This is a genomic window from Micromonospora violae, assembly GCF_004217135.1.
Lineage (GTDB): Bacteria > Actinomycetota > Actinomycetes > Mycobacteriales > Micromonosporaceae > Micromonospora > Micromonospora violae.
Genome location: NZ_SHKK01000001.1, coordinates 5,263,822 through 5,290,061, shown reverse-complemented (window position 1 = coordinate 5,290,061; position 26,240 = coordinate 5,263,822). Strand labels below are relative to the sequence as shown.

Genomic DNA, 26,240 nt, shown 5'->3' with positions numbered 1-26,240 from the left:
GTCAGGTGGTGAGGTCGGCGGTTGGCAGCGACGGGCCGTCACCGACCAGGCGGAAGGAGTCGGCGCCGGTGGGTTCGACCAGCCCGTCCTGCACCAGGCCGGCGAGGGCGCGGGCGCGCTGCACGTCGTCGGTCCAGACCTGATCCAGCCGCTGGTGCGGGACCGGCCCGGTGCTGTCCCGCAGCACTCCCAGCAGCAGACCGCGAACCTGGCGGTCGGTGCCCGCGTACCGCTGGGGTCGGCGGGTCGGGCCGACGGGCGCCTCCTGCCCGGACGCCCGCCACGCACAGACCGACTCGACGGGGCAGGCCGTGCAGCGCGGCGACCGGGCGGTGCAGATCACCGCGCCCAACTCCATGAACGCGGCACTGGCCAGCGCCGCCGCCGCCGGTTCCGTGGGCAGCAGCACTTCGGTGGCGGCCAGGTCGGCCGGTCGGGTGACGGGCCCGGCATCCGGCTCGCCGGCCACGGCCCGGCAGACGACCCGGCGTACGTTGGTGTCGACCACCGGGTGCCGCTGCCCGTACGCGAAGGCAGCCACCGCCCGCGCCGTGTAGGTGCCGACGCCGGGTAGTGCCAGCAGTTGTTCCAGCCGGTCCGGCACCTGGCCGCCGTGCCGGTCGACGATCGCCACCGCGCATTCGCGTAGCCGGACCGCGCGCCGGGGGTAACCGAGGCGTCCCCACATCCGGATCGCCTCGGCGGGGGTGTCCGCCGCCAACGCGGCCGGGTCCGGCCAGCGGGCCAACCACGCCTGCCAGGCCGGCACCACCCGGACCACGGGTGTCTGCTGGAGCATGACCTCGCTGACCAGGATGGCCCACGGGGTGACCCCGGGCTCGCGCCACGGCAGGTCACGGGCGTTCTGCTGGAACCATCGGCTGACCAGGGTGGCGAAGTCGGGTTGAGTCATGGCGTCGTCGATGATGTCACGTGCCACGTTCCCGTTGGTTGGGCGGCTCGGGCGGGGTGCCACATCGTCGCCCGGCGGACGGGGGAGAATGCCCGGATGAACGAGCTGGCGATCACCGTCATCGGTCGGGACCGGCCGGGCATCGTGGCCGACGTCGCGGAGGTGCTGGCCCGGTTGGGCGCGAACCTCACCGACAGCACGATGACGCGGCTGCGGGGGCACTTCGCGATGACCCTCATCTGCACCGGGCCGGCCGCCGCCGAGGTCGAGGCCGCCCTGGCGCCGCTGGCCGCCGAGGGTCAGCTGCTGGCGACGGTACGCGCGGTCACCCCGGACGGCGATGTGCCTGCGGCGGGTGAGCCGTACGTGATGGCGGTGCACGGCTCGGACCGGATGGGGATCGTCGCGGCGATGACGCGGGTGCTGGTGGATGCCGGGGGAAATGTCACCGACCTGAGTACCCGGTTGACCGGTGCGCTCTACGTGGTGTTGGCGGAGGTCGAGTTGCCGGCCGGGGTGGCGGACACCCTGATCGACCGGCTGCACCGGACGGCTGCCGAGCTGGGCGTGGAGGTCACCCTCCGGCCAGCGGACCCGGATCTGCTGTGAGCGGCGAGGAGCGCGGGCCGGAGTTCGGCCTGGGGGACTGGACGCCGGATTCGCTGGCGGTGCCCGGTGTGGTGCGGACGGTGGTGTCCGCTCCGCATCCGGTGTTGAGCCGGGCGGCGGACGAGGTCGATCCCACGGCCGAGGAGACGGTCCAGTTGGCGGCCGACCTGGTGGCCACGATGAAGGTCTCGCCGGGCTGTGTCGGGCTGGCCGCGCCGCAGGTCGGGGTGGGCGCGCAACTCTTCGCCGTCGACGTGACCGGGCACCCGAAGTCGGTGACGGTGCACGGCACCTTCGTGTTGTGCAACGCCCGGGTGGTCGAGGCGACGCGATGGAAGCCGGGCCGGGAGGGGTGCATGTCGGTGCCGGACCTGACCGGGGATGTGAAGCGGGCCAGTCGGCTGGTGGTGGCGGGTGACCTGCCGGGCAGCGGCGAGCAGGTCCGGCTGGTGACCGACGGCTTCGAGGCTCGGGCGTTGCAGCACGAGATCGACCATTGCGCGGGGCTACTCTTCCTGGACCGGGTGGCCGGTGCACACGCGGTCTATCAGCGCAAGGTCTACCTGTGACCGGTGAGCTGTCTGTCCTCAGTGGAGGATTGGGCGTGCCCCTCGAATCGGTTCCGGCGCGTCGCGCCGCGCTGCCGGGTACGGCGCGGCTACGGTGGAGGGCATCATGCGTCTGACGGTCGGCCCCCTGCCACCCGCCGTGTATTGGCGGCGTCGCGCCGTCGTACTCGGAGCGGGGCTTCTGTTCCTGATTGTCCTGCTCTACTCCTGCACCGGTTCGGGTCGTTCCGGTGGACAGAAGCCGACGGCGGGAGGTTCGCCGTCGGCGACGTCCGCCGCCCCGGCGGGTCCGGACGGGCCGGTGCTGACCCCGCAGACCGGGGTTCCGTCAGCATCCACGTCCGCTGACCCGGGTGCGACGAATCCGGCCCCGGCGATCACCAGCAACACACCGCCGTTGGGTGCGGCGGCCGGTGCGGAGGACGACGGCACCTGCACCGACGAGGAGATCAGCGTGGTCTCGTCGGCGAGCTCGACCTCGGTGCAGCGCGGCGCGGTGGTCGAGCTGCAACTGAAGATCAAGAACACGTCGGACCGGACGTGCAGTCGCAACGTCGGTGCCGACCTTCAGGAGATCTTCATCAAGTCCGGTGCCGAGAAGGTCTGGTCGTCGGACACCTGCGGCAAGGTTCAGGGCTCCGACGTGCAGTCGTTCACGCCGAACTTCGAGCGCTCCTACCGGGTGCCGTGGAACGGGCGGGACACCAGCCGCTGCGACGGTGCGCTGGCCGGCGGGCCGCTGGCACCGATCGGGTCGTACCAGGTGTTCGCCCGGGTCGGCACGAAGCACAGCGAGCCGGCGAAGCTCACCGTCACCGGCTGAGCCGGGTCAGCCGGTGACGCTGCCCGGTCAGACGTAGCGTTCCAGGATGGATGCCTCGGCGAGCCGGGACAGCCCCTCCCGGACGCCACGGGCCCGGGCGTCACCGACCCCCTCGACGGCCTGCAGGTCCTCCACGGTCGCGCCGAGCAGGCGCTGGAGGCTGCCGAAGTGCAGCACCAGGCGATCGACGACCGCCACCGGGAGCCGGGGCACCTTGGCCAGCAGGCGGAAGCCGCGTGGGCTGACCGCGGCGTCGAGCGCGTCGGACGCGGCCGGGTAGCCGATCGCCTTGGCGACCGACACCAGGTCGATCAGCTCGGTGGCGCCGAGCAGGTCCAGCTCGACGAGCGCCTCGTCCAACGTGCGTGACTTGCGGCCGACGGGGAGGTAATCCCGGATGACCAGAGTCCGGTCGGCGTCCACGCCGGCCATCAGCTCGTCGAGTTGCAGGGCCAGCAGCCGACCGTCGGTGCCCAGCTCGACCACGTAACCGGCGATCTCGTCGGCGATCCGGCGGACCATCTCCAGTCGCTGCACCACGGCCACCGCGTCCCGTACGGTGACCAGATCCTCGATCTCCAGGGCGGAGAGCGTGCCGGAGACCTCGTCCAGCCGGAGCTTGTAGCGCTCCAGGGTGGCGAGCGCCTGGTTGGCGCGGGAGAGGATGGCCGCCGAGTCGTCGAGCACGTGCCGTTGGCCGTTGACGTAGAGGCTGATGATCCGCATGGACTGGCTGACCGAAATGACCGGATAGCCGGTCTGGCGGGCGACCCGCTCAGCGGTGCGGTGCCGGGTGCCGGACTCTTCGGTCGGGATGGACGGGTCGGGCATCAGGTGCACGGCCGCCCGGACGATCCTGGTGCCGTCGCTGGAGAGCACGACAGCGCCGTCCATCTTGCACAGCTCGCGCACCCGGGTCGCGGAGAACTCGACGTCCAGTGGGAAACCGCCCGTGCACAGGCCCTCGACCACCTTGTCGTAGCCGAGCACGATGAGCGCGCCCGTGCGACCCCGCAGGATGCGCTCCAGGCCGTCGCGCAGGGCGGTGCCCGGGGCCATCAGGGCGAGGTTGGCCCGTAGCGGATCTCCGGCGCTTCCGGCGGCTCCCACGGTCACGTTCACGCTGATCGGGCGGGCGGGCGAGCCCACGGCGCCGGTGCGGGCCTGGGGCGGCGCGCCGGCTGGCTTGGTGGTATCGCGGTCGATCGGCACGGGCACAGTCTACGGACTGCCGTGCGGTGGGTGCTGTCGTGGTTACTGTGATGTGTCACGATGCCGCCCTCATCAACGTTTCCCGGTTGCGACGTGCTGTCCGGTTTCGCCGCCCGCGTCGGCACGGTGGGTCATTCGGCGGACGCGCGGGCCGCATGGTGCAGCGCCGAACGGACGTCGGTGACCTCGGTCACTCGCATCTGCTCGGGGCCGGCGCCGGTGCTGGCCGGGCCGCAGCCGGGCGGCACCAGGGCCACCTTGAACCCCAGCCGGGCCGCTTCGGCCAGCCGACGTGGCACCGCCCCGACCCGGCGCACCTCGCCGGTCAGGCCCACCTCACCGATCGCCACCAGGTGCGGCGCGATCGCCAGGTTGAGCCCGCCGGAGGCGACCGCCAGCGCCACCGCCAGGTCGGCCGCCGGCTCCACCACCCGGATCCCGCCCACGGTGGCGGCGAAGACCTCCCGGTCGTGCAGGGTCAGCCGCTCGGTGCGCCGTTGCAGCACCGCGAGCACCATCGCCAGTCGCGCCGAGTCGAGGCCGGAGACGGTGCGTCGGGGAGAGCCCGCCACGGTCGCGCCGATCAGCGCCTGCACCTCGGTGACCAGGGCCCGCCGCCCCTCCATGGCCACGGTCACGCAGGTGCCCGGGACCGGCTCCGCGTAGCGGGTCAGGAACAGCCCGGACGGGTCGGCCAGGCTGCTGATGCCGCCCTCGTGCATCTCGAAGCAGCCGACCTCGTCGGCTGCGCCGAACCTGTTCTTCACGCCGCGCACCAGGCGCAGCGACGAGTGCTTGTCGCCCTCGAAGTGCAGCACCACGTCGACCAGGTGCTCCAGCACCCGGGGCCCGGCCACCTGGCCGTCCTTGGTGACGTGCCCGACCAGCACCGTCGCGATGCCCCGCTCCTTGGCGACCGAGACCAGCGCGGCGGTGACCGCACGGACCTGGGTCACACCACCGGGCACCCCCTCGGTGCCGGTGGTCGAGATGGTCTGCACCGAGTCGAGCACCAACAGGCCCGGCTTGACCGCGTCGAGGTGACCGAGCACCGAGGCCAGGTCGCTCTCCGCGGCGAGGTAGAGCTGCTCGTGCAGGGTGCCCATCCGCTCGGCGCGCAGGCGCACCTGACTGACCGACTCTTCGCCGCTGACCACCAGCGAGGGGCTGCCGGCGCCGACCGCCCACTGCTGCGCCACATCCAGCAACAGGGTCGACTTGCCCACCCCGGGCTCGCCGGCGAGCAACACCACGGCCCCGGGGACCAGGCCACCGCCGAGCACCCGGTCCAGCTCGCTGACCCCGGTGGGACGAGCCCGCGCCGGGGCGGCGCTGATGGTGGCGATCGGTCGGGCCGGCTCGGACGGCATCCGGGAGCTGACCACCCGACCGGAGACGGTCGGGCCGGTCACCGTGCTCTCGACCACCGCCCCCCACTCGCCGCACTCCGGGCAGCGCCCCACCCACTTGGGCGGCTGGTGCCCGCAGGCATCGCACTGGTAGGCCGGACGCGGCTCGCGGGCGGTGGAGCGACCACGGGCGGCACCCGCCGTGCCGCCCCGCGCGGGGGTCGATCGGGAGGTGGTCACATCAGGACGCTAGTCCTCGCGTACGACGAAAACACCCCGGCGTGGTGGTCACCACGCCGGGGCGTTCGTCGATGTGCGGGTCGGGTCACTCGTGGGTCGTGCCGCCCTCGTCGCCCTCGTAGCCGCCCTCGCGCTCGATGATCGGCGACGGCGGGGCCGCCGGGGTGAGCGGCACCGCGACCGGCGCCTGACCGGTGACCGTGTTGCCGTTGCCGAAGTCGAAGGTCACGACGACGTTCTGGCCGGAGCGCAGCGCCTCGGTCAGGCCGATCAGCCGGAGCTGCGTGGTGGCCTCCGAGTTGAGCTGGATGTAGCTCAACGGCGCCAGCTCGATCCGGGCCGGCTGGCCCGGGGCGGCCGGGCTGGCCGAACCGGACGCCCGCGCCGACTCCGGCGCGGACGGGGTGGCCGAGGACGACCCGGTCTCGGACGGCGTCACCGACGGGCTGGCCGAACCGGAGGGCGGGGTCGACGGGCTCATCGAGGCGGACTCCGAGGCGGTCGGTGACGGGCTCGCCGAGCCGCCGCTGATCACCACCTCGCGGGCGCTCTCGGTGGTGACGGTGACCGTCACCGTCTCCTTGGAGTCGTTGTAGATCACGGCGCTGAGCCCCGCGTCCTGCCCGGCCCGGTAACCCTCGGTGCCCGGGAAGTCCACGAGCAGGCCCCGCACCGAGAAGGAACCGTTGTCGGTCGTGAGGTTGACGCCCTGGACCGACGGCTCCTTCAACGCGGTCTCGGCGATCTGACCGGTGCCGCATCCGGAGGCCAGCAGGCTGGCCGCCGCAATCCCGGACAGCAACAGGGCCGCCCGCCGGGATCCTCTGATCGAGCGCGTCACGTCGGTCCTCCTCGTCACAATCCCCACCCGGGCCGTACGCCGGGCACGGTGGCCATACCCGCGCAGACCGCGCTCCAGGGTAGTTGGGACTGATCGAGGCCCGCACGCGGACCCGGCAATGCCACCTGGCTGGGTGGCGTTCACACCACCCGACCACTCGCCACCAGCAGAACCACGTCGATGAGGGCCACCAGCATCACCGCCCGGAAGGCCGCCACCGGCCGCCGGCCGGCCCGGGTCGCCGAGCGTCCGGCGTACCAGCTCAGCGGCGGCACCACGGCGGCCGTGGCGACCGCCGCCCAGCCGAGGACCGACGGCGGGCCGGGTGGTCCGAGGACCAGGGTCGCGGTCGCCGCGAGGAGGAGACCGGCGGCGGCCACCCGACTGCCGGCGGCCCCCAGCCGGTGGGGCAGCCCGCGCACACCGGTGCGGGCGTCGTCGGCCAGGTCGGGCAGCACGTTGGCGAAGTGTGCGCCGGCGCCGAGGCAGGCCGCCGCCACCACCAGCCAGACGGGTGGGGTCGGCTGGCCGGGCAGCGCCAGGACCACGAAGGCGGGCAGGGCCCCGAACGACACGGCGTAGGGCAGCACCGAGAACGCGGTGGCCTTCAGCGGCCAGTCGTAGAGCAGGGCGGAGACCAGGGCGAGCGTCAGCCAGAACGCCGCCGCCGGGTTCGTGGTCAGCGCCAGCAGCGGGCAGGCCACCGCGGCCGCCGCGGCGGCCCAGGCCGTGGCGCGCCGACCGACCGCGCCACTGGCGACCGGCTTGTCGGTACGCCCCACAGTGGCGTCCCGCTCGGCGTCCAGCGCGTCGTTGGTCCAGCCGACGGAGAGCTGGCTGGCCAGCACGGCGAGCACCACCGACACGATCCCGGCCGGACGGTGGCCCACGCCCCAGGCCAGCAGACCGGCCACCGTGGTCACCGCTGCGCCCGGTTCCGGATGGCTCGCTCTGACCAGCCCTAACACCCTCGACGACATAAGGGAAGTCTGGTCGTTACCGAGCAGTCGTGCCACGCTCGGTTCCATGCGAGACGTGGCTGCGGCCGGGGCGTCCACCGGTCCGAGGGTGCTGCCGCGAAACGATCCGCGCCAGTACGACGATCTGGCCGGTGAGTGGTGGCGACCGGATGGCGCGTTCGCGATGCTGCACTGGCTGGCGGAGGCCCGCGCGGCGCTGGTGCCGCCGGCCACCCGGCCGGACGCGCTGCTTGTCGATCTGGGCTGCGGCGCCGGCCTGCTCGCGCCACACCTGGCCGGTAAGGGCTACCACCACGTCGGGGTCGATCTGACGCGCTCGGCACTCGTCCAGGCGGCCGAGCACGGGGTGCGGGTGGTCCAGGGCGATGCCACAGCGGTCCCGCTGCCCGACGGCTGCGCCGACGTGGTCTCCGCAGGCGAGTTGCTGGAACACGTGCCGGACTGGCCGCGCGCGGTGGCCGAGGCGTGTCGCCTGCTGCGCCCCGGTGGGGTGCTGGTGCTGGACACCCTGAACGACACGGCGCTCGCCCGGCTCGTCGCGGTCCGGCTCGCCGAGCGGCTGCCGACGGTGCCGCGCGGCATCCACGACCCTCGGTTGTTCGTGGACGCGCGGGCGCTGGTGGCGGAGTGCGCCCGGCACGGTGTCGAGCTGCGGTTGCGAGGCATCCGTCCGCAGGTCGGCGGCGTGCTCGCCTGGCTGCTGCGCCGTGCCCGTGCGAGCCGGACGCCCGGTGTGGTGGCCGCCGGCCGTGCGCCGCGCATCGTGCCGACCCGATCCACCGCCGTGCTCTACCAGGGCCGGGGGGTCCGCAAAGGATAGTCGGGCCGGGGCGGGGTATGGAACGCCGAGGAGGAACGAGATGACGGTGCACGCGCTTGAGGCAGCACGCCGGTTGGCACCGCGGTTCGCCGCGCGGGCGGCCGAACACGACCGGGACGGTTCCTTCCCTGTGGACGACTTCGCCGACCTGCGAGAGGCCGGCCTGTTCGGGCTGATGGTGCCGCGGGCGCTCGGCGGCCTGGGTGCGACCTTCGCCGAGTACGCGGCGGTGGCCACTGAGCTTGCCCGGGGCAACGGCGCGACGGCCCTGGTGTTCAACATGCACGCCTCGGTGACCGGGGCGCTGGGCGCGGTCACCGAGGAGTTGGCCGAGGCGCTGGGCATACCGGCCGAGGCGCTGGCCGCCCGCGACCGGCTGCTCCGCGCGGCGGCGCAGGGCTCCTGGTACGCGGTCGCGATGAGCGAACGTGGCGCGGGCGCGCGGCTGTCCCAGCTGACCACGGCGTACGAGGCGACCGACGAGGGTTGGCATCTCAAGGGCAGCAAGACCTTCTGCTCCGGCGCCGGGCACGCGGACGGCTACCTGGTGGCGGCGCGCAGCGCGGCCGACCAGTCGGTGGTCTCACAGTTCCTGGTGCCGGCCGGTGACGGGCTGACCGTGGAGCCGACCTGGGATTCGCTCGGCATGCGCGCCACATCCTCGCACGACCTGCACCTGGACGTCAGCGTCCCCGCCGACCGGCTGCTCGGCGGGGTGGAGGGGTTGGCGTTGGTGGTCGCCCAACTGATGCCGCACTGGTTGGTGGCCAGCTACGCGGCCGTCTACGTGGGGGTCGCGCGGGCGGCGATCGACGCGGCGGCCGAGCACCTCAACGCCCGCAACCTGGCCGGTCTGCCGGCGGTGCGGGCCCGGCTGGGACGGGCGGACGCGGCGACGGCCGCCGCGCAGCTGGTGGTCGCGGAGGCGGCCCGCCGGGTGGACGAGGCGCCCGGTGACGAGGAGACCAACCGTTGGGTGTGGCGGGCGAAGCTGCTCGCCGGCACCACGGCCGCCGAGGTGGCGGCGTCGGTGCTGGAGGCGGCGGGCACCTCGGCGACCCGCCGTGGTCATCCGCTGGAGCGGCTCTACCGCGACGCCCGCTGTGGCTCACTGCACCCGGCCACGTCGGATGTCTGCGCCGACTGGCTCGGCATCGCCGCGCTGGGCGGCGACCCGGATCGTGACGGATCGGCACCGCGTTGGTGAGCCCGCCGCACCGGACTCGCACGACATTGCGGCCGGCCGTGGCGGCTGAAGGAACGGCCAGGGGGAGGACAGCATCTGACGAGAGGTGGGGATCGTGTCCGTACCAGTGATCGCGGGGCTCGGGACTGCGCAGCCGCCGTCCGCCTCGCAGGATGAGTTGTGGGAGGGCTTCTTCTCCCGGCACTTCTCCGGCACCACCCGGTCGTTGGCCCAGCGGATCTTCGCCAACTCGGGGGTGACCCGGCGGCAGGCCGCGGTCAACCCGCTGCTGGAGGACGTCTCGGACTGGCCGACCGAGCGCCGGATGCGCCGCTACCAGGTGGAGGCGCTGCCGTTGGGCAAGGAGGCGGTGGGTCGCGCGTTGACCGCCGCCGGGCTGAGCGCTGGCGACATCGGGCTGTTCATCGTCTGCTCCTGCACCGGGTACGCCACCCCGGGGTTGGACATCCTGCTCGCCCGGGACCTGGGCATGGCCCCGGACACCCAGCGGATGTTCATCGGCCACATGGGTTGTTACGCGGCGTTGCCGGGGCTCGGCGCGGCGAGTGACTTCGTCACCGCCCGAGGGCGTCCGGCGCTGTTGCTCTGCGCGGAGCTGACCAGCCTGCACATTCAGCCGTCCAGCGCCCGGGTGGACACCCAGCAGATCGTCTCGCACGCGCTCTTCTCGGATGCCGCGGTCGCCGCCGTGGTCGCGCCGGGCGGCAAGGGGTACGCGGTGCGCGAGGTCACCGCGGTCACCGATACGTCGACCGCCGACCACATGACCTGGGACGTCACCGACGCGGGGTTCCGGATGGGGCTGTCGCCGAAGGTGCCGCAGGTGTTGTCGAGACACGTCCGTGGGCTGGTCGATGACCTGTTGGCCCGGCACGGCGTCGCCAGCTCCGAGGTGGACGGTTGGGCGGTGCACCCGGGCGGGCCGCGGATCCTCAACGTGGTCGAGCGGGAGTTGGCGTTGCCGCCGTTGGGGCTGGCGGCGTCCCGGGCGACGCTGGACGAGCACGGCAACTGCTCGTCGCCCACGGTGCTGCTGATCCTGGACCGGCTGGGTCGGGCGACACCGGCGGCCCGGCGCATCGTCATGCTGGCCTTCGGCCCCGGTCTCACCCTGTACGCGGCCCTGCTCGATCGACAGGACTGAACCCCCCCATCGTTCGGCCGGTACGCTCTGGGGGTGGATGCGACGGCGGACGACCGGCTGCGCTCGGCGGTTCTGTGTGGTGCCGCCGTGGTCGTCCTGGCCGTCGGCGGCTGGTGGTGGCGCTCTGCCGCGCCCGCGTCGACGACCGGGTCGGCTGCTTCTCCGTCGCCGAGTGCCGAGCAGAGCGTCAGCACCCCGATCGAGCGGGTCCTGGCGCGGGCGGAGCCCAATGAGCGGGTGACCATCCGGGTGGATTCGGAGACCGGCGAGGTCACCCGGGTGCGGCGCGGCCCGACGGCGGTGCTCGACCCGGCTACGGGCCTGATCGCCGACATCGAGGGCGATCCTGACGTGCTCTTCCCCACGGGTGACCTGCCCTCGTTCCACGAGACGATCTGGCGGGAGGGGCGGAGCCTCGATCCCGGTCAGGGGTTGACCCGGCAGGCCGGCAACGGTGGTGCCCGCTACCTGCTCCAGTACCGGTGCACCCGGCCCGGCACGATGGTGGTGACGAGCACCGGGGCCGAGATCGCCGGCCCGCCTCGTGTCGACTGCGACGGCATGATCGCCAATGCCGAGGTGCTGCCCGGTGCCGGGCCGTTCCGGGTGTCGCTGTCGGCCGTCGACGGGCCCATCGACGTCCAGGCGCAGCTCGTCGCGCTGCCCCGGTAGGCGCTCCGGTCAGCCGGCCAGGGCGCTCAGGTCGCTCCGGTAGGACTCGATTGTTCCTAGTTCGGGCAGCACCCGGGTCACTGTGCCGGTCCGGTCGACCAGTAGGGCGGTCGCGGTGCCGGGTCGGGCCGGTTGGCGCAGGAACGCGCGCAGCCCGCCGGCCGGGTCGGCCAGGGCGCGGGCCTGCCCCTGGGCGGTGGGCCCCGTCGAGGCGGTCCGTCCGGCGGTGACGGTGACCACGGAGACACCGGCGGGCGCGGCCGCCAGGGCGTCGGTGATCCGGTCCGGGCAGGGGCAGCCGTCCAGCAGAATGATCATGGCGGGTAGCAGGCCGCGCAGCGGCACGGGCTCGTCGTCCGGGTCGACCAGGTCCAGGGCGGGCAGGGCCCGACCGGCGAGGGTCGCGGGTGGCGCGTAGGGGGCCGGGGTCGGCCGGTCGGTGCCGCGGTTGGCGCGGGGCCAGGTGACCACCAGCAGGCCGGCCAGCATGGTGAGGATCGCCACCAGCAGGACCAGCAGCGGCAGACCCAGAGCCCGGTGGTCGCCGGGGCGGCCGCTGGCACGGCGTAGCTCACGGCGGACCTGGGCGGCCTCGGCGGCGAGCGCGGACGCGTCGTCGGGAACCACCACGCGGCCCCATTCGGGCGGCAGGCCGGGCAGGCCGTCGGCTGGCCCGTGCCCCTCGGCGTCCGGCTTGCCCATCGGACCCTCCTGGAAGCGTCTCGAGAGCGGAGTGCGGCTCGGTCTCCAGGGTCGCGCACCGGGGGCTCCTCCCGCTACATCTGGGCGCGGTCCGGCTGGCCGGGCTACCATGGAGGAGCGCATAGCCCTTGATCTCGACGTTCTGTTCACCCGTACCGGGCAGTCATTTGTGCGTTACGGAGCGTGTTCGAACCATCGGTTTGACCGCCTGTCAAGCTGAAGCAAGACCTCTCACAGGGCCCCTGAGCTGCGCCAACGGTCAGGACATCGGTGAGACATCGGTGCCTGAGCGTGTTACCCTAGACACAGCGAAAGGGGTTTCGAACCTATGGTTTTCAGTGTCGGCGAGACCGTTGTTTACCCCCACCACGGGGCCGCACTCATCGAGGCAATCGAGACTCGGGTCATCAAGGGCGAGCCTAAGCAGTACCTCGTCCTGAGGGTCGCGCAGGGTGACCTGACGGTCCGGGTGCCGGCCGAGAACGCCGAGATCGTGGGCGTGCGTGAGGTGGTCGGCGAAGAGGGCCTCGGCAAGGTCTTCGACGTTCTGCGGGCTCCGCACACCGAGGAGCCGACCAACTGGTCGCGGCGTTACAAGGCCAATCTGGAAAAGCTGGCTTCCGGCAACCCGCTGAAGGTCGCCGAGGTCGTGCGTGACCTGTGGCGTCGGGAGCGGGAGCGGGGCCTCTCCGCGGGCGAGAAGCGGATGCTCGCCAAGGCCCGCGACATTCTCGTCGGCGAGGTCGCGCTGGCCGAGAAGAGCACCAAGGATGAGGCGGAGACGCTGCTCGACAAGGTTCTCACCGAGGCCTAGTCCGCACAGCATCGTCGTACCCACTTCGTAGTGAAGAAACCACCGAGGACCGCGACGTGACCGCGCAGCTCAATCCGCGCGGTGACGTCGCGGTCCTTGTGCCTGCGGCGGGTGCCGGCGTACGGCTCGGCCCCGGCCGACCCAAGGCGCTGCGCCTGCTCGCCGGTGAGCCGCTGTTGGTGCATGCCGTGCGTCGACTGGCCGCCGCGCCCTCCGTGCACACCATCGTGGTGGCCGCGCCGGTCGCCGAGGTGCAGGCCGTCCGTGAGTTGTTGGCCCCGGTCGCGCCGGTGATCGTGGTGCCGGGCGGTGCGGAACGGCAGGCGTCGGTCGCCGCCGCGCTGGCCGCGGTTCCCGCCGGCCCGACGATCGTCCTGGTGCACGATGCCGCTCGGGCACTCACGCCGCCTGAGCTGGTCGAATCCGTCGCGGCGGCGGTCCGGGACGGGCGGGACGCGGTGATTCCGGTCCTGCCGGTCGTCGACACGATCAAGGAAGTCGACGCCGGCGAGGTGGTGCTCGGCACCGTCGACCGTTCCGCCCTGCGCGCGGTGCAGACCCCGCAGGGTTTCCGTCGAGCTGTGCTCAGCGCGGCACACGCCGCCGCCGGTGACCCCCTGACCGACGACGCCGGGCTGGTCGAGAAGCAGGGCGTCGCGGTGAGCTGCGTGCCCGGCTCGGAGTACGCCCTGAAAATCACCCGACCGTTCGACCTGGCTCTGGCGGAGCATCTGCTCGCCGCCGGTGGTTGACGCGTACCCTCTGGTCATGATCGTTCCCCGGGTGGCCATCGGCACCGACGTGCACGCCTTCGAGCCGGGCCGGCCCTGCTGGGTGGCTGGGCTGCTCTGGCCCGACCAGGACGGCCTCGCCGGGCACTCGGATGCTGACGTGGTCGCGCACGCCGCCTGCAACGCGTTGCTCTCCGCCGCCGGTCTCGGTGATCTCGGTTCCGCCTTCGGGGTGGACCAGCCGGAGTGGGCCGGCGCGTCCGGGGTGGCGCTGCTGACCGAGACGGCCCGCCGGGTGCGGGCCGCCGGCCTGGAGATCGGCAACGTGTCTGTGCAGGTCATCGGCAATCGCCCCAAGATCGGCCGGCGTCGTGCGGAGGCGCAGGAGGTCCTCTCCGCAGCCGTCGGCGCGCCGGTCACCGTTTCGGCGGCGACCACCGACGGGCTGGGCTTCGCCGGCCGCGAGGAAGGGTTGGCCGGGGTCGCGGTGGCCCTGGTGTACGACGCGCCGGCCGCCTAAGCTCGCCGCGATGTCCAGCGATCCCGCCCCCGACCAGTCCGCCGCCGACGGTTACGTCCAGCGGGCCCAACTCCTCGCCGAGCTCGGCCGCTACGACGAGGCGGCCGACGAGCTGGCCCACGGGCTGGCCCTCCAGCCGAATGACGTGGACGCGCTCACCATGCTGGCCCGGGTGCATCTGGCCGCCGACCGCCCGGCTGAGGCGCTCACCGCCGCCGACACGGCAGTGACCGCCGCACCGGAGGCCCTGCCGCCGCTGGTCGCCAGGGGCATGGCGCTGGCCGACCTGGAGCGCTACACCGAGGCGGCGGCAACCGCCGACCGGATCCTCGCCCTCGGCCCGACCGACGCGTACGCCCAGTGGAGCGCGGCGGCGATCCTGGCCGGCGCCCGCAACGGTCAGCCGGCGCTGAACGCGGCCTGGCGGGGTGTCGAACTCGCCCCCCAGGAGCCGCAGGCGCACCTGGTGCTCAGCCTGGTCGCCGCCCGCCTGGACCTGTTCGACCTGGCGGAGCGGGCCTACCGCGAGGCGCTGCGACTCGACCCCCGGATCGGCGAGGCCGGCCACGACGTGGGGGTCATGCGGCTGGAGCAGCGCCGCTGGTCGGAGGCGTTGGAACACATCGCCGAGGCGGTGACGGTCAGCCCGCGCCGGATCGAATCGCCGCGGACCCTCGCGTACGGGCTGCACCGCCTGGTGCTCTACGGCGCGGGTTGGTCGCTGGTGGCGGCGGTGCTGATCGCGTTCGCGGCGTCGGCGAGCGGCGGATTCTCCCGCGTCCTGGCGGTGCTCGCCGCGCTCACCGGCGGGATCGTCGTCTGGCAGCTCGGGGCCCGGCTGCCGGGGCTGACCCGGACCGTCCTGCCCGCCCTGCTGCACGCCGACCGCGCGATGGCACTGGCCGTCTACGCGGTGGCCGCCGCGCCGCTGCTGCTGCTGGTGTACGCCATGGTCGGCTCCCCGTGGCCCCTGGTGCTGGCCATCGCCGTAACAGCGGTAGCCGAGTTCGCCGTCTTCACGCGTACCGCGATCCGCCCGTGACATCAAGATCAACAAGCGTCGTGTGGCTCGACCACGTCAGGGTTTCGCCGGAGCCCGACCCGCGTCGGGATCAAGCCTGACCGCCCAGAGCGGGTCGGGCTCCGGCGAAACCCCCAAGGCCGACTACACAGAACGCGCCCACGTCCAGGCGTATCCCTCGTCTTCGCAGGCGCTGGCGGCGTCGCAGAGATCCAGCGGTCGGAAGGTGTCGACCATGACGGCCAGTTCGTCGAAGTAGTCCGCGCCGATCGAACGCTCGGCGGCGCCCGGCTGGGGGCCGTGGGTGAAGCCGGACGGGTGCAGCGAGATCGAGCCCTGCTCGATGCCGGAGCCGCGCCGCGCCTCGTAGTTGCCCCCGGTGTAGAAGAGCATCTCGTCGGAGTCGACGTTGTGGTGGTTGTACGGCACCGGGATCGACTGCGGGTGGTAGTCGACCTTGCGGGGCACGAACGAGCAGATGACGAAGTTGGGCCCCTGGAAGGTCTGGTGCACCGGCGGGGGCTGGTGGATGCGGCCGGTGATCGGCTCGAAGTCGTGGATGGAGAACGCCCACGGGTAGAGGTGGCCGTCCCAGCCGACCACGTCGAACGGGTGGTGGGCGTAGACGTGACGGGTCCATCCGCGCCGGTGCCGGACCAGCACCTCGACCTCCTCGCCGTCGACCAGCAGCGGGGCGTCGGGCCCGCGGACGTCCCGTTCGCAGTACGGCGAGTGCTCCAGGAACTGGCCGCGTACGGAGAGGTAGCGCTTGGGTGGGCCGATGTGCCCGGACGCCTCGACGGCGAGCAGTCGTACGGGCTGGTCGCCGGTGGGCACCAGCCGGTGGATGGTCGACGTGGGGATGACGATGTAGTCCCCGGCCACCGCGTCCAGCACCCCGAACGGGGACTCGACCCGCAGGGTGCCCGACTCGACGTAGAGGCAGTGGTCGCCGGTGGCGTCGCGGAACAGGGGTGAGGGCTGGTCGGCGAGGACGTAGCCGATCCGTACGTCGTCGTTGGCGAGCAGGTACTGCCGGCCGAGGATGGGGTCGCAGCCGCCGGTGTCCAGTTTGTGGGTGCGCAGGTGGCGGGGCTTGAGCGGCAGGTTCGGCACCCGGGTGAAGGCGGGTGGGGTGAACTCGTCGGCGGCCAGGATCGCGGTGGGCGCGTGCCGGTGGTAGAGCAGGGACGAGTCGGAGGAGAAGCCCTCCTGGCCCATCAGCTCCTCGGCGTAGAGGCTGCCGTCGGGCTGCCGGAACTGGGTGTGGCGCTTGCGCGGCACCTCGCCGACGCTGCGGTAGTACGGCATCTCGCCTCCCGATATGTCCCGTGCACCGGCCGGGAGCGTCCGATAATCGGACGCTGTTGTCCGTTCCTCGTAGCGTCCCGTACATTCTTGTTCCGTGTCAACGCAGGTGCCCGCCCTCCTCCACGGCCTGGTGGACGACGCCGCTGTCTTCCCACCGGGCAGCGCCGCGCTGCACGAGGCCCTGGCCGCCCACCGCCAGCACCGCACCGCCTGGTACGCCGACCTGGTCGGCCCGCTGCTGATCCCCGCCTCGGACGTGGCCGCCGGTGCGCTGAGCGGCCTCGTCGACCCGGGTGAGGGCCTGGTGGTCGGCGTCATCGGTGACACCGGGATCGGGCGCCTGCCGTACGCGCTGTCGTTCCTCGCCCCGGACGGCGTCACCGCGCGTCAGGTCGAGGTGGCGGTCGCCAAGCGCGGTGAGGACCCGCTGCCCGGCATCGCCGAGTTGCTGCGGCTGACCGACTCGCTACCGGGTGTGGAGGCCATCTACGCCGAGCTGCCGCTGACCTTCGGGCTGATGGGCGCGCTGGACGCGCTCGTCGCCGCGCGGGCCGACGGGGTGCCGATCGCGGCCAAGTTCCGCACCGGCGGCCTGGCCGCCGAACTCTTCCCCACGCCGACCGAGCTGGCCGCTGTGATCTGCGCCTGCCGGGACCGGGGCCTACCGTTCAAGCTCACCGCCGGGCTGCACCAGGCGATCCGACACCTGGACCCGACGACCGGGTTCACCCACCACGGCTACGCCAACGTGCTGGCCGCGACCCTGGCCGCCGCTGACGGCGACGGTGTGCGCCCGGTCGCCGAGCTGCTGACCGTGGTCGATCCGCGTCCGCTGGTGGAGCGCACGACGGCCCGGCTGGACGCGCCCCGGCCGCTGTGGGTGGGCTTCGGCTCGTGCAGCATCCTGGAACCACTGACCGATTTGATCCGGCTTGGGCTGGTGAACGGGGGCTACGACGCATGACCTGGGTGACCGGCGCCGACGGTTCGCCGTACGGGGTGACGAACCTGCCGTACGGGGTGTTCCGGCGAGACGGGGGTCCGGCGCGGATCGGCGTACGGATCGGGTCCTGGGTCTTCGACCTCGCCGCAGCCGAGACCGCCGATCTGGTCTTGGCCGCCGGCACGCTGTGCCGGCCCGTGCTCAACGACTTCATGGCGCTGGGTCGTCCGCAGTGGACGGCCGTGCGGCAGCGGATCACCGAGCTGCTGACCGACCCGGCGCACCGTGCCGCGGTGGAACCGCTGCTGGTGCCCCTCGCCGACGTCGAGCTGCTGCTCCCCTTCGAGGTGGCGGACTACGTCGACTTCTACTCCTCCGAGCACCACGCGGCGAACGTCGGGCAGATCTTCCGCCCCGGCCAGCCGCCGCTGCTGCCCAACTGGAAGCACCTGCCGATCGGCTACCACGGCCGGGCCGGCACGGTGGTCGTCTCCGGCACGCCGGTGACCCGGCCGACCGGGCAGCGGGCCTCCGCCGAGGGTCCGGTCACCGGCCCATCGGTACGCCTCGACATCGAGGCCGAGGTCGGTTTCGTGGTGGGCGTACCCAGCGCGTTGGGCGACCGGGTGTCCGTGCAGGACTTCGCCGAGCACGTCTTCGGGGTGGTGCTGGTCAACGACTGGTCGGCCCGGGACATCCAGGCCTGGGAGTACCAGCCGCTCGGCCCGTTCCTCGGCAAGTCGTTCGCCACCTCGGTCTCGGCCTGGGTGACACCGCTGGACGCGCTCGCCGACGCGTTCGTGCCCGCCCCCGACCAGGACCCGCCGGTGGTCGACTACCTGCGGGACGTGCCGCACCTGGGCCTGGACCTGCGCCTCGCGGTCGAGTGGAACGGCGAGCGGGTCAGCGAGCCCCCGTTCGCCACCATGTACTGGACTCCCGCACAGCAGTTGGCGCACCTCACCGTCAACGGCGCGTCCCTGCGTACCGGTGACCTGTACGCCTCCGGCACCGTCTCCGGCCCGGACCGGGGGCAGGTCGGATCCTTCCTGGAGCTGACCTGGGGAGGGGCCGAACCGGTCAAGGTCGGCGACGAGAGCCGCACCTTCCTCGACGACGGTGACACGGTGACCATCACGGCCACCGCCCCCGGCCCGGACGGCACCACCATCGCCCTCGGTGAAGTGTCCGGCACGGTTCGTCCGGCCCGCTGAGCGGGCACCCGCCGTCCGTCTCGTGCACGGGACCTGTGATCGCACCGGCTGTGCGACCGCCGGCCCTGGTTGACCCGTTGATCGTCCGGATTCCGTTGCCACACCGCGCAATCCGAGCCGGGTTCCGCCCGGCTCAACAGCGGTGGGGCATCCCGACGCACACGGAGGTAACGACGATGCACGATCTCGCGGGCGCGGTCTGGCGTACCAGCAGCCGCTCAAACGATCAGGGGCTCTGCGTGGAAGTGGCGGACAACCTGGTCGATGTCCATGGTCTGGTCGGGGTCCGCGACTCCAAGGACCAGACCGGTCCCACACTCGCGGTCAGCCCGCCGGGGTGGACGGCGTTCATCGGCGCGATTCGGGCCGGTCGCTTCGAACGCTGACCGGCGCTTCGGCACCGGTCAACGACGACCGGTGCCGAAGCGACCGCCCAATCGGACAGTGTGGCCTCCGGGAGGTGGAAATTCCGTCCCGGGGGCCCCGTCCGGCCCTCACTCCGCGTACCGTCGGGGACACGGGAGGGCGGCATGTCGACGGTGGCGATTACCGGGATCATCGAGGCGCACGCTGTCGACGTCTGGCGTCTGCTCACCGACCTGCCCGGCCGGGCGGCCCGGCTGACCGCCGCCGGCCCGGTCGAGGTGCTCACTCCCGGTTCGTTCGGGCCGGGCACCTCCTGGCGTGAGGAGCGTGTCCAGCCGGGCGGCGGCACGCTGACCGAGGAGTTCCTGGTGGTGGAGGCGCTCGCACCCCAGCGACTGGTGCTCTGTTCCTCCGGTGCCGGCGCGGACTACCGGCTCACCTGGAGCCTGCGCCCGGTCCGCCGTCGCCGTCGCGGGTGCACGGCGATCACTGTCACCCAGGAGGCGGTGCCGACCGCTCCGTACGGTCGGGTGGTGGCGCTGCTGCTCGGCGGCCTGGCCGCGCGGGCGGTCGAGGCGGCGCTCTGGCGCGATCTCGCCGATCTTGCCGTCGCGGCAGGTGCCACCGGCTCCGTCGAAGCCGCCTGAGTGCCCGCCGGGCATCTCTCGTCGTGACCTGTTCGGGCCCCGGCCCCCTCCGCTGGGTAGGGTGCCGGGCGGAGGTGCGGCATGAGGTTCCCGAGAGGCCGGCGACGGCTCGTGATCGCGGTCGCGGCGCTGCTCGCGACGGCGGCCGTCGTGGTCATCGTCCACCGGGTCCTCGCGCCGGCCGAGGTGAGCACTGTGGCGCGGGCCGACTATCCGGCCCCGGCGCGACCGGCTGCCGGTGTGATCGGTCGCTTGCCGGTGGCCCCGTTGATCGTCGACGGGAGGCTGCGGGTGTACGCCGCACACCGCCAGCTGTACGCCGACCGGCCGGTCGACGGGCGGTACCGGACCAGCCCGTACTGGTCGTACCGGCGGTGGCCGGCGGAGCTGACCGGGGTGGTGGCCAGCGGCAGCACGGTGGTCAGCCGCTGGTCCGATGGGCGCCTTGTCGCACTCGACGCCCGGACCGGTGGGGTGCTCTGGCGAGCCGACGGCCCGGAGCCGACCGAGAGCGTGACGCCGGTACGGCGTACCGGGGCGGCGACCGTCTGGGATGCGCCCGGGCTCCAGCTCGCCGACCTTCCCGACGGGCGGACCGTGCTGGTGGTGACCGGGGAGGCCCAGGCGCGTGGGGTCGAGCTGAGCGGCGGCCGGGAGCTGTGGCGGGTCGAACTGCCCGGCCGGTGCCGTAGTGACCTCGGCACCACCGCCGCCGGTCAGCTGATCGGTCTGGACACCTGCGCCGGACCGGCCACGGTCGAGTTCCGGGACGCGGCGACGGGGACGGTGGCTGAGCGTTGGCGACCGTCGAACGGCCCGGACGCGTTGGTGGTGACGCCGCTGGGCTGCCGTACCGGCCGGTCGGACTGCCGAGGGCTGCGGACCGCCGGCCCGGGCGACGAGGGTGGTCAGGGTTGGTTGTTGGGTGCCGGCCCACCGGTGGCCGCCCCGGCGCTGGACCCGGCCGGCGCCGTGCTGGTCGGCGAGCAGTCCGTCGCCGTGCTCGACGGGGTTGTGGTGGGTCGGTCGGCGCGTACCGGCACCGAGCTGTGGCGGTCCGGGGGCCTGGGCGCGGCTCGGGTGCTGGCCGGGCAGCCTGGCCGGGTGCACCTGCTGACCGAGGCGAACGATCTGGTGACGCTGGAGCCGGGGACCGGCAGGCAGTTGTCCCGCTTCGTGCTCAATGTCGGCTCGGACGGGACCGGCTGGGCACCCGGGGCGGTGACGGCCGAGGACGGTTTCGTCGCGGTCGAGCGGCTCCGCAAGCCGGTGGATCCGGTCAGTGACGACCGGCGCTACTACTACACCGGCGAGGCGGTGATCCTGGCCGCCACCTGATGGTGGCGTCTTGCCGCGGGAACCTTGAACCATCCATTCCCTTTGTCCGAAAAGGGTATGTTTTTCATGGTTCAGGTTTCCGGTGGAGGGGGTCGTCGCATGGCCAGGACAGCAGCCAGCTACCTCGTGGGCGGCGCGCTCGCCGCCACCGCGAGCCTGGCGTTGGCGGTGCCGCCGATGCTGGGCCCCGCCTCCGCCTCGGCGCGCGGGTTCAGCGTCGCCCCGGCCGAGCCGTCGGCGCGCGGCGGCGTGACCTTCGAGATCCTGCCGGCCTCGCCGACCCCATCCCCGACCCAGCCGCCACCCACCCCCACGTCGACGACACCACCCCAACCCACGCCCAGTCACGGCGGTGAGTTGCCGGTCACCGGACCGGGCGGATCGGCGCTGCTGCTCGCCGCGCTGGGCGTAGCCCTGACGCTCGTCGGCTGGTTCGCCGCCCGCCGGCGGCGGCCGAGCTGACGAGCCCGCCGCCGGTGGCCGAGGTGCCGAGCCCGCCGCCGGTGGCCGAGCTGACGGGCGCGGTGAGCAGCGGCCGAGCTGACGGGCCCGGCCCGGGCCGGCCGCCGGGCTGCCGGCCGGGGTCAACGACCGGCCGGCACGCGCTCCCTCGGACGAGCGGTGGGCGGCCGACCGGACCGGCGGGAACGGCGCGCCAGCATGGCGAGGCCAACGATCAGCAACAGGCCCGCGACGGCAGCCACCACGGTCCACCCGGAGAAGATCCGGGAGACGATGCTGCCCCGTTTCCCGACCTGACCGGCGTCCGGGAACGTGATCTGCGCGGTGATGCTCCGCTTCACCAGGCCGCTCTCCAGGTTCACCTCAGCCTTCCAGGGGCCGTTCGGCAGCGCGCCGGGGAACCGGGCGACGACCTGCCCGGACGCGCCCGGTGCCAGGGTGACGCCCTGCCCGACCGGAAACGGGCCGGCCCGGCTGCCGGCTGGGCCATCGGCGAGGGTGACCGCGCCGGTCAGGTCGATGGCGCGGCCTCCGGTGTTGGTGACCTGGACGGTCATCGACGGTTCACCCTCGGGGCTTCGGGCCGGTAGCACCTCGCCAATCGAGAAGTCGGAGGCGGGTTCGCCGCCGAGCCCGATGTCGAGGTACATCCGAACCCCGACCCGGTGGACCTGAGTGATCTCACCGCCGGCCCGGGGCGTCGAGGCGGTGGACGCCCAGACCACCCCGTACCGCTCCCCTCGAGAGGCGGTCGGCGGCACCGTGATGGTTGCGCGGACCCGAGCCTCGGCCCACGGCTCCAGCTGGACGGAGCGCTCGTCCAGGGTGACCCAGGAGGTCAGCTCGTTCTCGGCGCGACCCTCGCCGAAGCGGAACGCCGCCCCCTCCAGGGTCGCGGCTGCCGGGTACACGTCGACGCGACGGGTCTGGTCGGTGCGGTTGACGATCAGCAGTTGCCGCTTGATGGTGGTGCCCGGCGGTAGGTGGTCGACGATGTAGCGCCGCGCCCGGGGGTCGTTGCGGCGTTCGGTCGGGGCTTCCAGTAACCGGATTCCGATGGTGCCGTCGTCCGATCCCGCGTCCGGTTCGGCCGCACCGGCCCGGGTCGACAGACCCGGACCGGCGAGGCAGAACAGGGCGAGCGCGACCGCGATGGTCGACCGCCCCCGGCGGCTACGCCACGGAATGTGTCACCGTGCCGGTGTAGACGCCCGCGATGCTGTCCAGCGGAACGTTGACCACCAGGGTGGGGTTCCAACTGGCGGTGTTACCGCCGGTGCCGCCGCTGTGCGTGAACGCGGTGAGCGGGGTGACGCTGGACAGCGGTTGGGCGTCGCCGGCGGCGGTCTGGCCCTCCGTGAAGGTGCCGTCGCCGGTGGTCGCCGTCGCCGGGCCGGACCAGTAGTCGATCTCCTCGGGGAGGACCGTCTCGGGCGGCGAACCACCACCGGTCTGGAAGACGGTCGCGGTCACCGAGGCGACCCAGGAAGCGTCGGCCTCGCCTCGGGAGTCGTCGACCGTCACCGTGCCGAGTTGGCCGCTGATGACTCCACCGGGCGGGCCGCCACCGAGGTCGGCGGTGGCTGGCGCGACGATGTCGAGGGTGCCGGCGAGCACCTCGAAGGTGGTGCTCGTGGTGTCGGTGGGATCGGCGGCAGCGGGCGCGGCGAGGAAGCCCACCATCGCCACGGCGGCCGCCCCGGCCAGACAGATCTTGGCAGTACGCACTGTTCGTTACCCCGTTTTCTCGAAGTGAGCCGACGCGGTCCTCGGCGCGTCGGCTACTTCGGAAGATAGGGCAAATAAGGTGCCAAACCAGACAAATAGCCCATCTGTCACCATTTGGCCACAGACGGGCCGAGCGGCCCTCAGGCCAGCGCCGCCTCCGCAGCCGCCAGGAAGGCGTCGTTCTCGGCCGGGGTGCCGATGGTGACCCGGACCCCGTCTCCGGCGAACGGCCGCACGATCACCCCGCGCGCCTCGCACGCCTTGCCGAATGCCACCGCCCGCTCGCCCAACGGCAGCCAGACGAAGTTGGCCTGGCTCGTCGGCACCTCGGGCACGAACTTGCGCAGCGCCTCGGTGACCCGGTCCCGCTCGGCGATGACCAGGGCGCAACGACGCTCCATCTCGGCCACCTGGGTCAGCGCGGCGAGCGCCCCGGCCTGGGCGGCCGTGCTGCTGGAGAACGGGGTCGCCACCTTACGGATGGCGGCGGCCACCACCGGCTGGGCGACCAGCCAGCCCATTCGCAGCCCGGCGAGGCCCCACGCCTTCGACAGGGTGCGCAGCACCGCCACGTTGGGCCGGTCCAGGTAGTCGAGACCGTCCGGCACCCCCGCATCGGTGACGAACTCCCGGTACGCCTCGTCGATCACGACCAGCACGTCGTCCGGCACCGCGTCGAGGAACTGGTTCAACTCGGCCCGGCGCACCGCCGTACCGGTGGGGTTGTTCGGGTTGCAGACGAAGATCACCCGGGTCCGGTCGGTCACCGCCGCGGCCATCGCCGCCAGGTCGTGCCCGTGCGCGGCGTCGTTGGGCACCCGCACGCTGGTCGCGCCGCTGGTCGCCGCGATGATCGGGTACGCCTCGAACGACCGCCACGAGTAGAGCACCTCGTCCCCGGGCAGGCAGGTGGCCCGCACCAGGTGCTCGGCGAGCGCCACCGAACCGCAGCCGGTGGCGATCCGGTCGGCGTCCACCCCGTACCGCTGGGCCAGCGCGTCGCGCAGCGCGACCACGCCCATGTCCGGGTAGCGGTGCGAGGTGGTGATCGCTTCGGTGACCGCCTCCACCACGCCGGGCAGCGGCCCGTACGGCACCTCGTTGCTGGCCAGCTTGATGGCCTCCGGCAGGCCCAACTCCCGGGCCAGGTCGGCGGGGCTGCGCCCTGGCACGTAGTTGGGCAGCGCGTCCAGGTCGGCGCGGGTCAGCCGCAGCGCCGGCTGGTGACGTCCGGAGTCGGTCATGGGGTGTCTCCCGAGGGCTGGTTGCGGTCGTTCGAGGGGGCGGAATCAATCTGGTGGGGGACTTCGACAACCACCGTCTGCGCGCGCTTGTCGTGCAGCGCCTGGCGCAGGGGATGGTCGAAGAGGGGGGAGAGCGCGTCGACCAGTTGCAGCACCAGGCCGAGCCCGGCGCAGGACCAGAGCAGGGTTGGCAAGCCCAGCGTGGTCCACCGGCTCAGTGCCCGGCCCATGCCCAGTGGCTCGTCGGCGGCGAGCGGTACCGCTCGGATTCGCATCACCCGCTTGCCGACGGTCTGCCCGCCGGAGGCCATGGTGGGCACCTCGTACGCCGCCCAGAGCGCGGTGGCGATCAGCAGGATCACCAACAGTAGGGACCGGACCTGTTCATCGGGTAGCGGCAGGCCGTCGGAGGAGGTCTCGCCCCGCGCCATGCGCCGGAAGGCCTCCTTCCAGAACGGTGCCCACTCCTGTATCCAGCGCCAGATGAACCAGCCGTTGACGACCACGTTCAGTGCGAAGAGGATGCCGAAATCGATCAGCCGGGCGGCGAATCTCCGGCCGTAGCCGGCCAGCCGGTGGCCGTGCGGTCGCGGCTCGGGCGGTCGTCCGGGCCAGCCGGGGTGGCCGGTTGGTGGTCCCCAGCCGGGCGGGCCGGTCTGCGGTCCCCAGCCGGGCGGGCCGGTCTGCGGTCCCCAGCCGGGCGGGCCGGTCTGCGGTCCCCAGCCGGGCGGGCCGGCCTGTGGTCCCCACCCGGGGTCGTGGCCCGGTTGCGGGCCGTACCCCGGGGGTGGGCCTTGCCGCGGCGGCCAGCCCGGCGCGCCGGTCGCCGAGTCGGGGGTCGTCGACGCCGCGGGCGCGGCGGGGGTGACCGGCGCGGGCGGTGGCTCGGCCGGCGGCGGGCCGTCCGGCACGGTGGCGTCGACGGGAATGGGCGCACCGAGCCAACCCTCGCCGTCCCAGTAACGCCGGGTCTCGGTGTCGGCAGGGTCGACGTACCAGCCAGGCTGAACGCTCACGCCATCGCTCCGCTTCGCTGCACGACGGCGCGAGCCGCCATGCTACTGAGCCTGCTGGTCCGCTCGCTGCGCTCGCTCACGAGGACACCTTAACGACGACCGTTCCGGCGACCTTGTCGTGGAGGCACTGCTGCCAGGGCTTGTCCCAGAGCTGCCACAACCCGTCGAGATAGCTGAGACCGGGAATCAGGCCGGTGCCCTGCTGCACCAGGTACCGCTTGGCGGCGGCCCGACGGTCGAGGGTGCGCGTCGGGTCGAGCGGAACGATGCGCAGCTTCATGCTCTTCTTGCCGAACGTCTGGCCGGTCTTGAACATCATCTCGACGTAGTAGACGTACCCGATCACCAGCGAGATCGCGAAGACCGCGAGCTCGATCCACAGCATCGGCAGCAGGAGGTCCCTGACGAAGTCGGGCTCGATGGCGGTGCCGTCCGGCGCGACCCGGATCAGGTCGGGCAGCACGATGGCCATGAAGATGATCACCGCGGGCACGGCGAGCACCATGCCGATCACCAGGAAGACCGCGGCGTCGATCAGAACGGCCAGCAGTCGGTCGGTGAAGCTGGCCAGCGGCTGTCCACCCGGGGTCAGCGTCGGGGGCGGGGCCGCAGGTCGCGGTGGTCCGCCATAGAACTGCGGCGGGGCGTACCCAGGCGGCGCGTACTGCGGCGGGGCGTACTGCGGCGGCGCGGCGTACCCGTGGGGGTGTGGTCCGGGCTGCGGCGCGACGCCGCCGGCGGCGGGGTGGGGCCCACCGACCGGCGGCGTCGGGTACGACGGAGGTTGCGTCACGCTTGCAAGTG

The 26,240-nt window shown here is 72.9% G+C and carries 29 protein-coding genes; 17 read left to right on the top strand and 12 right to left on the bottom strand.

Annotated elements, in window-relative coordinates:
* Nucleotide 1 precedes the first annotated feature (1 nt).
* Nucleotides 2–913: an HhH-GPD family protein gene (locus tag EV382_RS23730; protein WP_130409134.1), complete on the bottom strand. Its 912-nt coding sequence runs from the start codon at nucleotides 911–913 to the stop codon at nucleotides 2–4.
* A 96-nt stretch (nucleotides 914–1,009) separates the two neighbouring features.
* On the opposite strand from EV382_RS23730, the gene EV382_RS23725 reads away from it, so the two are divergent.
* The 3 genes from EV382_RS23725 to EV382_RS23715 all read left to right on the top strand — a co-directional run bounded on the left by EV382_RS23725 (nucleotide 1,010) and on the right by EV382_RS23715 (nucleotide 2,914).
* A complete protein-coding gene (locus tag EV382_RS23725; protein WP_130405311.1) occupies nucleotides 1,010–1,522 on the top strand; it encodes a glycine cleavage system transcriptional repressor in 513 nt (170 codons plus the stop codon).
* The gene (locus tag EV382_RS23720) at nucleotides 1,519–2,091 is read left to right on the top strand and encodes a peptide deformylase (protein WP_130405309.1); all 573 of its coding nucleotides are present in this window, start codon (nucleotides 1,519–1,521) and stop codon (nucleotides 2,089–2,091) included. Before EV382_RS23725 ends, EV382_RS23720 begins: the two co-directional genes overlap by 4 nt.
* A 106-nt stretch (nucleotides 2,092–2,197) precedes the next feature.
* Nucleotides 2,198–2,914 (top strand): hypothetical protein, encoded by a 717-nt coding sequence (locus EV382_RS23715; RefSeq protein WP_130405307.1) that lies wholly within the window; start codon nucleotides 2,198–2,200, stop codon nucleotides 2,912–2,914.
* 27 nt (nucleotides 2,915–2,941) lie between these two features.
* On the opposite strand, the gene disA is transcribed toward EV382_RS23715, so the two are convergent.
* From disA to EV382_RS23695, 4 genes are all read right to left on the bottom strand, one after another.
* Nucleotides 2,942–4,126, bottom strand: a complete 1,185-nt coding sequence (gene disA / locus EV382_RS23710) for a DNA integrity scanning diadenylate cyclase DisA (RefSeq protein ID WP_130405305.1) — start codon at nucleotides 4,124–4,126, stop codon at nucleotides 2,942–2,944.
* Nucleotides 4,127–4,257: 131 nt separating this feature from the next.
* The gene (gene radA, locus EV382_RS23705; RefSeq protein ID WP_130405303.1) at nucleotides 4,258–5,715 is read right to left on the bottom strand and encodes a DNA repair protein RadA; all 1,458 of its coding nucleotides are present in this window, start codon (nucleotides 5,713–5,715) and stop codon (nucleotides 4,258–4,260) included.
* A gap of 85 nt (nucleotides 5,716–5,800) precedes the next feature.
* Nucleotides 5,801–6,556 (bottom strand): hypothetical protein, encoded by a 756-nt coding sequence (locus EV382_RS23700; protein WP_130405301.1) that lies wholly within the window; start codon nucleotides 6,554–6,556, stop codon nucleotides 5,801–5,803.
* Nucleotides 6,557–6,696: 140 nt separating this feature from the next.
* Nucleotides 6,697–7,536, bottom strand: a complete 840-nt coding sequence (locus EV382_RS23695; protein WP_244236799.1) for a UbiA family prenyltransferase — start codon at nucleotides 7,534–7,536, stop codon at nucleotides 6,697–6,699.
* A 46-nt stretch (nucleotides 7,537–7,582) separates the two neighbouring features.
* On the opposite strand from EV382_RS23695, the gene EV382_RS23690 reads away from it, so the two are divergent.
* From EV382_RS23690 to EV382_RS23675, 4 genes are all read left to right on the top strand, one after another.
* Nucleotides 7,583–8,356: a methyltransferase domain-containing protein gene (locus tag EV382_RS23690; RefSeq protein WP_130405297.1), complete on the top strand. Its 774-nt coding sequence runs from the start codon at nucleotides 7,583–7,585 to the stop codon at nucleotides 8,354–8,356.
* A 40-nt stretch (nucleotides 8,357–8,396) separates the two neighbouring features.
* Nucleotides 8,397–9,563 carry an acyl-CoA dehydrogenase family protein gene (locus tag EV382_RS23685; protein ID WP_130405295.1) on the top strand — a complete coding sequence of 389 codons (1,167 nt, stop codon included), beginning with the start codon at nucleotides 8,397–8,399 and terminating at the stop codon, nucleotides 9,561–9,563.
* A 94-nt stretch (nucleotides 9,564–9,657) separates the two neighbouring features.
* Complete coding sequence (locus EV382_RS23680) at nucleotides 9,658–10,707, top strand: type III polyketide synthase (protein WP_130405293.1); 1,050 nt, start codon at nucleotides 9,658–9,660, stop codon at nucleotides 10,705–10,707.
* 33 nt (nucleotides 10,708–10,740) lie between these two features.
* Nucleotides 10,741–11,379, top strand: a complete 639-nt coding sequence (locus EV382_RS23675) for a hypothetical protein (protein WP_130405291.1) — start codon at nucleotides 10,741–10,743, stop codon at nucleotides 11,377–11,379.
* A 9-nt stretch (nucleotides 11,380–11,388) separates the two neighbouring features.
* Here the strand turns inward: EV382_RS23675 and EV382_RS23670 are convergent, their stop codons facing one another.
* A complete protein-coding gene (locus tag EV382_RS23670) occupies nucleotides 11,389–12,081 on the bottom strand; it encodes a hypothetical protein (RefSeq protein ID WP_130405289.1) in 693 nt (230 codons plus the stop codon).
* Nucleotides 12,082–12,409: 328 nt separating this feature from the next.
* Here EV382_RS23670 and EV382_RS23665 point away from each other — a divergent pair, with 328 nt between their 5' ends.
* The 4 genes from EV382_RS23665 to EV382_RS23650 are packed head-to-tail and all read left to right on the top strand — an operon-like array spanning nucleotide 12,410 to nucleotide 15,188.
* The gene (locus EV382_RS23665; protein WP_007073334.1) at nucleotides 12,410–12,895 is read left to right on the top strand and encodes a CarD family transcriptional regulator; all 486 of its coding nucleotides are present in this window, start codon (nucleotides 12,410–12,412) and stop codon (nucleotides 12,893–12,895) included.
* A 56-nt stretch (nucleotides 12,896–12,951) separates the two neighbouring features.
* Complete coding sequence (ispD, locus tag EV382_RS23660; RefSeq protein WP_130405287.1) at nucleotides 12,952–13,647, top strand: 2-C-methyl-D-erythritol 4-phosphate cytidylyltransferase; 696 nt, start codon at nucleotides 12,952–12,954, stop codon at nucleotides 13,645–13,647.
* Between the two features lie 16 nt (nucleotides 13,648–13,663).
* Nucleotides 13,664–14,146 (top strand): 2-C-methyl-D-erythritol 2,4-cyclodiphosphate synthase, encoded by a 483-nt coding sequence (gene ispF / locus EV382_RS23655; protein WP_130405285.1) that lies wholly within the window; start codon nucleotides 13,664–13,666, stop codon nucleotides 14,144–14,146.
* Nucleotides 14,147–14,156: 10 nt separating this feature from the next.
* Nucleotides 14,157–15,188, top strand: a complete 1,032-nt coding sequence (locus tag EV382_RS23650; protein WP_130405283.1) for a tetratricopeptide repeat protein — start codon at nucleotides 14,157–14,159, stop codon at nucleotides 15,186–15,188.
* A 123-nt stretch (nucleotides 15,189–15,311) separates the two neighbouring features.
* On the opposite strand, the gene EV382_RS23645 is transcribed toward EV382_RS23650, so the two are convergent.
* Nucleotides 15,312–16,478, bottom strand: coding sequence for a homogentisate 1,2-dioxygenase (locus tag EV382_RS23645; protein ID WP_130405281.1), 1,167 nt, complete (start codon nucleotides 16,476–16,478; stop codon nucleotides 15,312–15,314).
* Between the two features lie 94 nt (nucleotides 16,479–16,572).
* Between EV382_RS23645 and EV382_RS23640 the strand changes: the two genes are divergently transcribed.
* The 6 genes from EV382_RS23640 (at nucleotide 16,573) to EV382_RS23615 (ending at nucleotide 21,448) form a co-directional block, all read left to right on the top strand.
* Nucleotides 16,573–17,442 (top strand): hypothetical protein, encoded by an 870-nt coding sequence (locus tag EV382_RS23640; RefSeq protein WP_130405279.1) that lies wholly within the window; start codon nucleotides 16,573–16,575, stop codon nucleotides 17,440–17,442.
* On the top strand, nucleotides 17,439–18,635 hold the full coding sequence (fahA, locus tag EV382_RS23635) for a fumarylacetoacetase (RefSeq protein WP_130405277.1): 1,197 nt from the start codon (nucleotides 17,439–17,441) through the stop codon (nucleotides 18,633–18,635). The genes EV382_RS23640 and fahA overlap by 4 nt, the downstream gene beginning before the upstream one ends.
* 176 nt (nucleotides 18,636–18,811) lie before the next feature.
* Nucleotides 18,812–19,021: a DUF397 domain-containing protein gene (locus EV382_RS23630; RefSeq protein WP_130405275.1), complete on the top strand. Its 210-nt coding sequence runs from the start codon at nucleotides 18,812–18,814 to the stop codon at nucleotides 19,019–19,021.
* Between the two features lie 144 nt (nucleotides 19,022–19,165).
* Nucleotides 19,166–19,648, top strand: coding sequence for an SRPBCC family protein (locus EV382_RS23625; protein WP_130405273.1), 483 nt, complete (start codon nucleotides 19,166–19,168; stop codon nucleotides 19,646–19,648).
* Nucleotides 19,649–19,729: 81 nt separating this feature from the next.
* Nucleotides 19,730–20,986, top strand: a complete 1,257-nt coding sequence (locus tag EV382_RS23620) for an outer membrane protein assembly factor BamB family protein (RefSeq protein ID WP_130405271.1) — start codon at nucleotides 19,730–19,732, stop codon at nucleotides 20,984–20,986.
* A 99-nt stretch (nucleotides 20,987–21,085) separates the two neighbouring features.
* A complete protein-coding gene (locus EV382_RS23615; protein WP_165435847.1) occupies nucleotides 21,086–21,448 on the top strand; it encodes an LPXTG cell wall anchor domain-containing protein in 363 nt (120 codons plus the stop codon).
* A gap of 122 nt (nucleotides 21,449–21,570) precedes the next feature.
* Here EV382_RS23615 and EV382_RS23610 read toward each other — a convergent pair whose 3' ends face one another.
* The 5 genes from EV382_RS23610 to EV382_RS23590 form a co-directional block, all read right to left on the bottom strand.
* The gene (locus EV382_RS23610) at nucleotides 21,571–22,359 is read right to left on the bottom strand and encodes a hypothetical protein (RefSeq protein ID WP_208758485.1); all 789 of its coding nucleotides are present in this window, start codon (nucleotides 22,357–22,359) and stop codon (nucleotides 21,571–21,573) included.
* Nucleotides 22,360–22,621: 262 nt separating this feature from the next.
* Nucleotides 22,622–23,176, bottom strand: coding sequence for a hypothetical protein (locus tag EV382_RS23605; protein ID WP_244236798.1), 555 nt, complete (start codon nucleotides 23,174–23,176; stop codon nucleotides 22,622–22,624).
* A gap of 140 nt (nucleotides 23,177–23,316) precedes the next feature.
* Nucleotides 23,317–24,420, bottom strand: coding sequence for a histidinol-phosphate transaminase (gene hisC, locus EV382_RS23600; RefSeq protein WP_130405265.1), 1,104 nt, complete (start codon nucleotides 24,418–24,420; stop codon nucleotides 23,317–23,319).
* On the bottom strand, nucleotides 24,417–25,436 hold the full coding sequence (locus tag EV382_RS23595; protein WP_130405263.1) for an RDD family protein: 1,020 nt from the start codon (nucleotides 25,434–25,436) through the stop codon (nucleotides 24,417–24,419). Before EV382_RS23595 ends, hisC begins: the two co-directional genes overlap by 4 nt.
* 76 nt (nucleotides 25,437–25,512) lie before the next feature.
* Complete coding sequence (locus tag EV382_RS23590; RefSeq protein ID WP_130405261.1) at nucleotides 25,513–26,229, bottom strand: RDD family protein; 717 nt, start codon at nucleotides 26,227–26,229, stop codon at nucleotides 25,513–25,515.
* Between the last annotated feature and the right edge of the window lie 11 nt (nucleotides 26,230–26,240).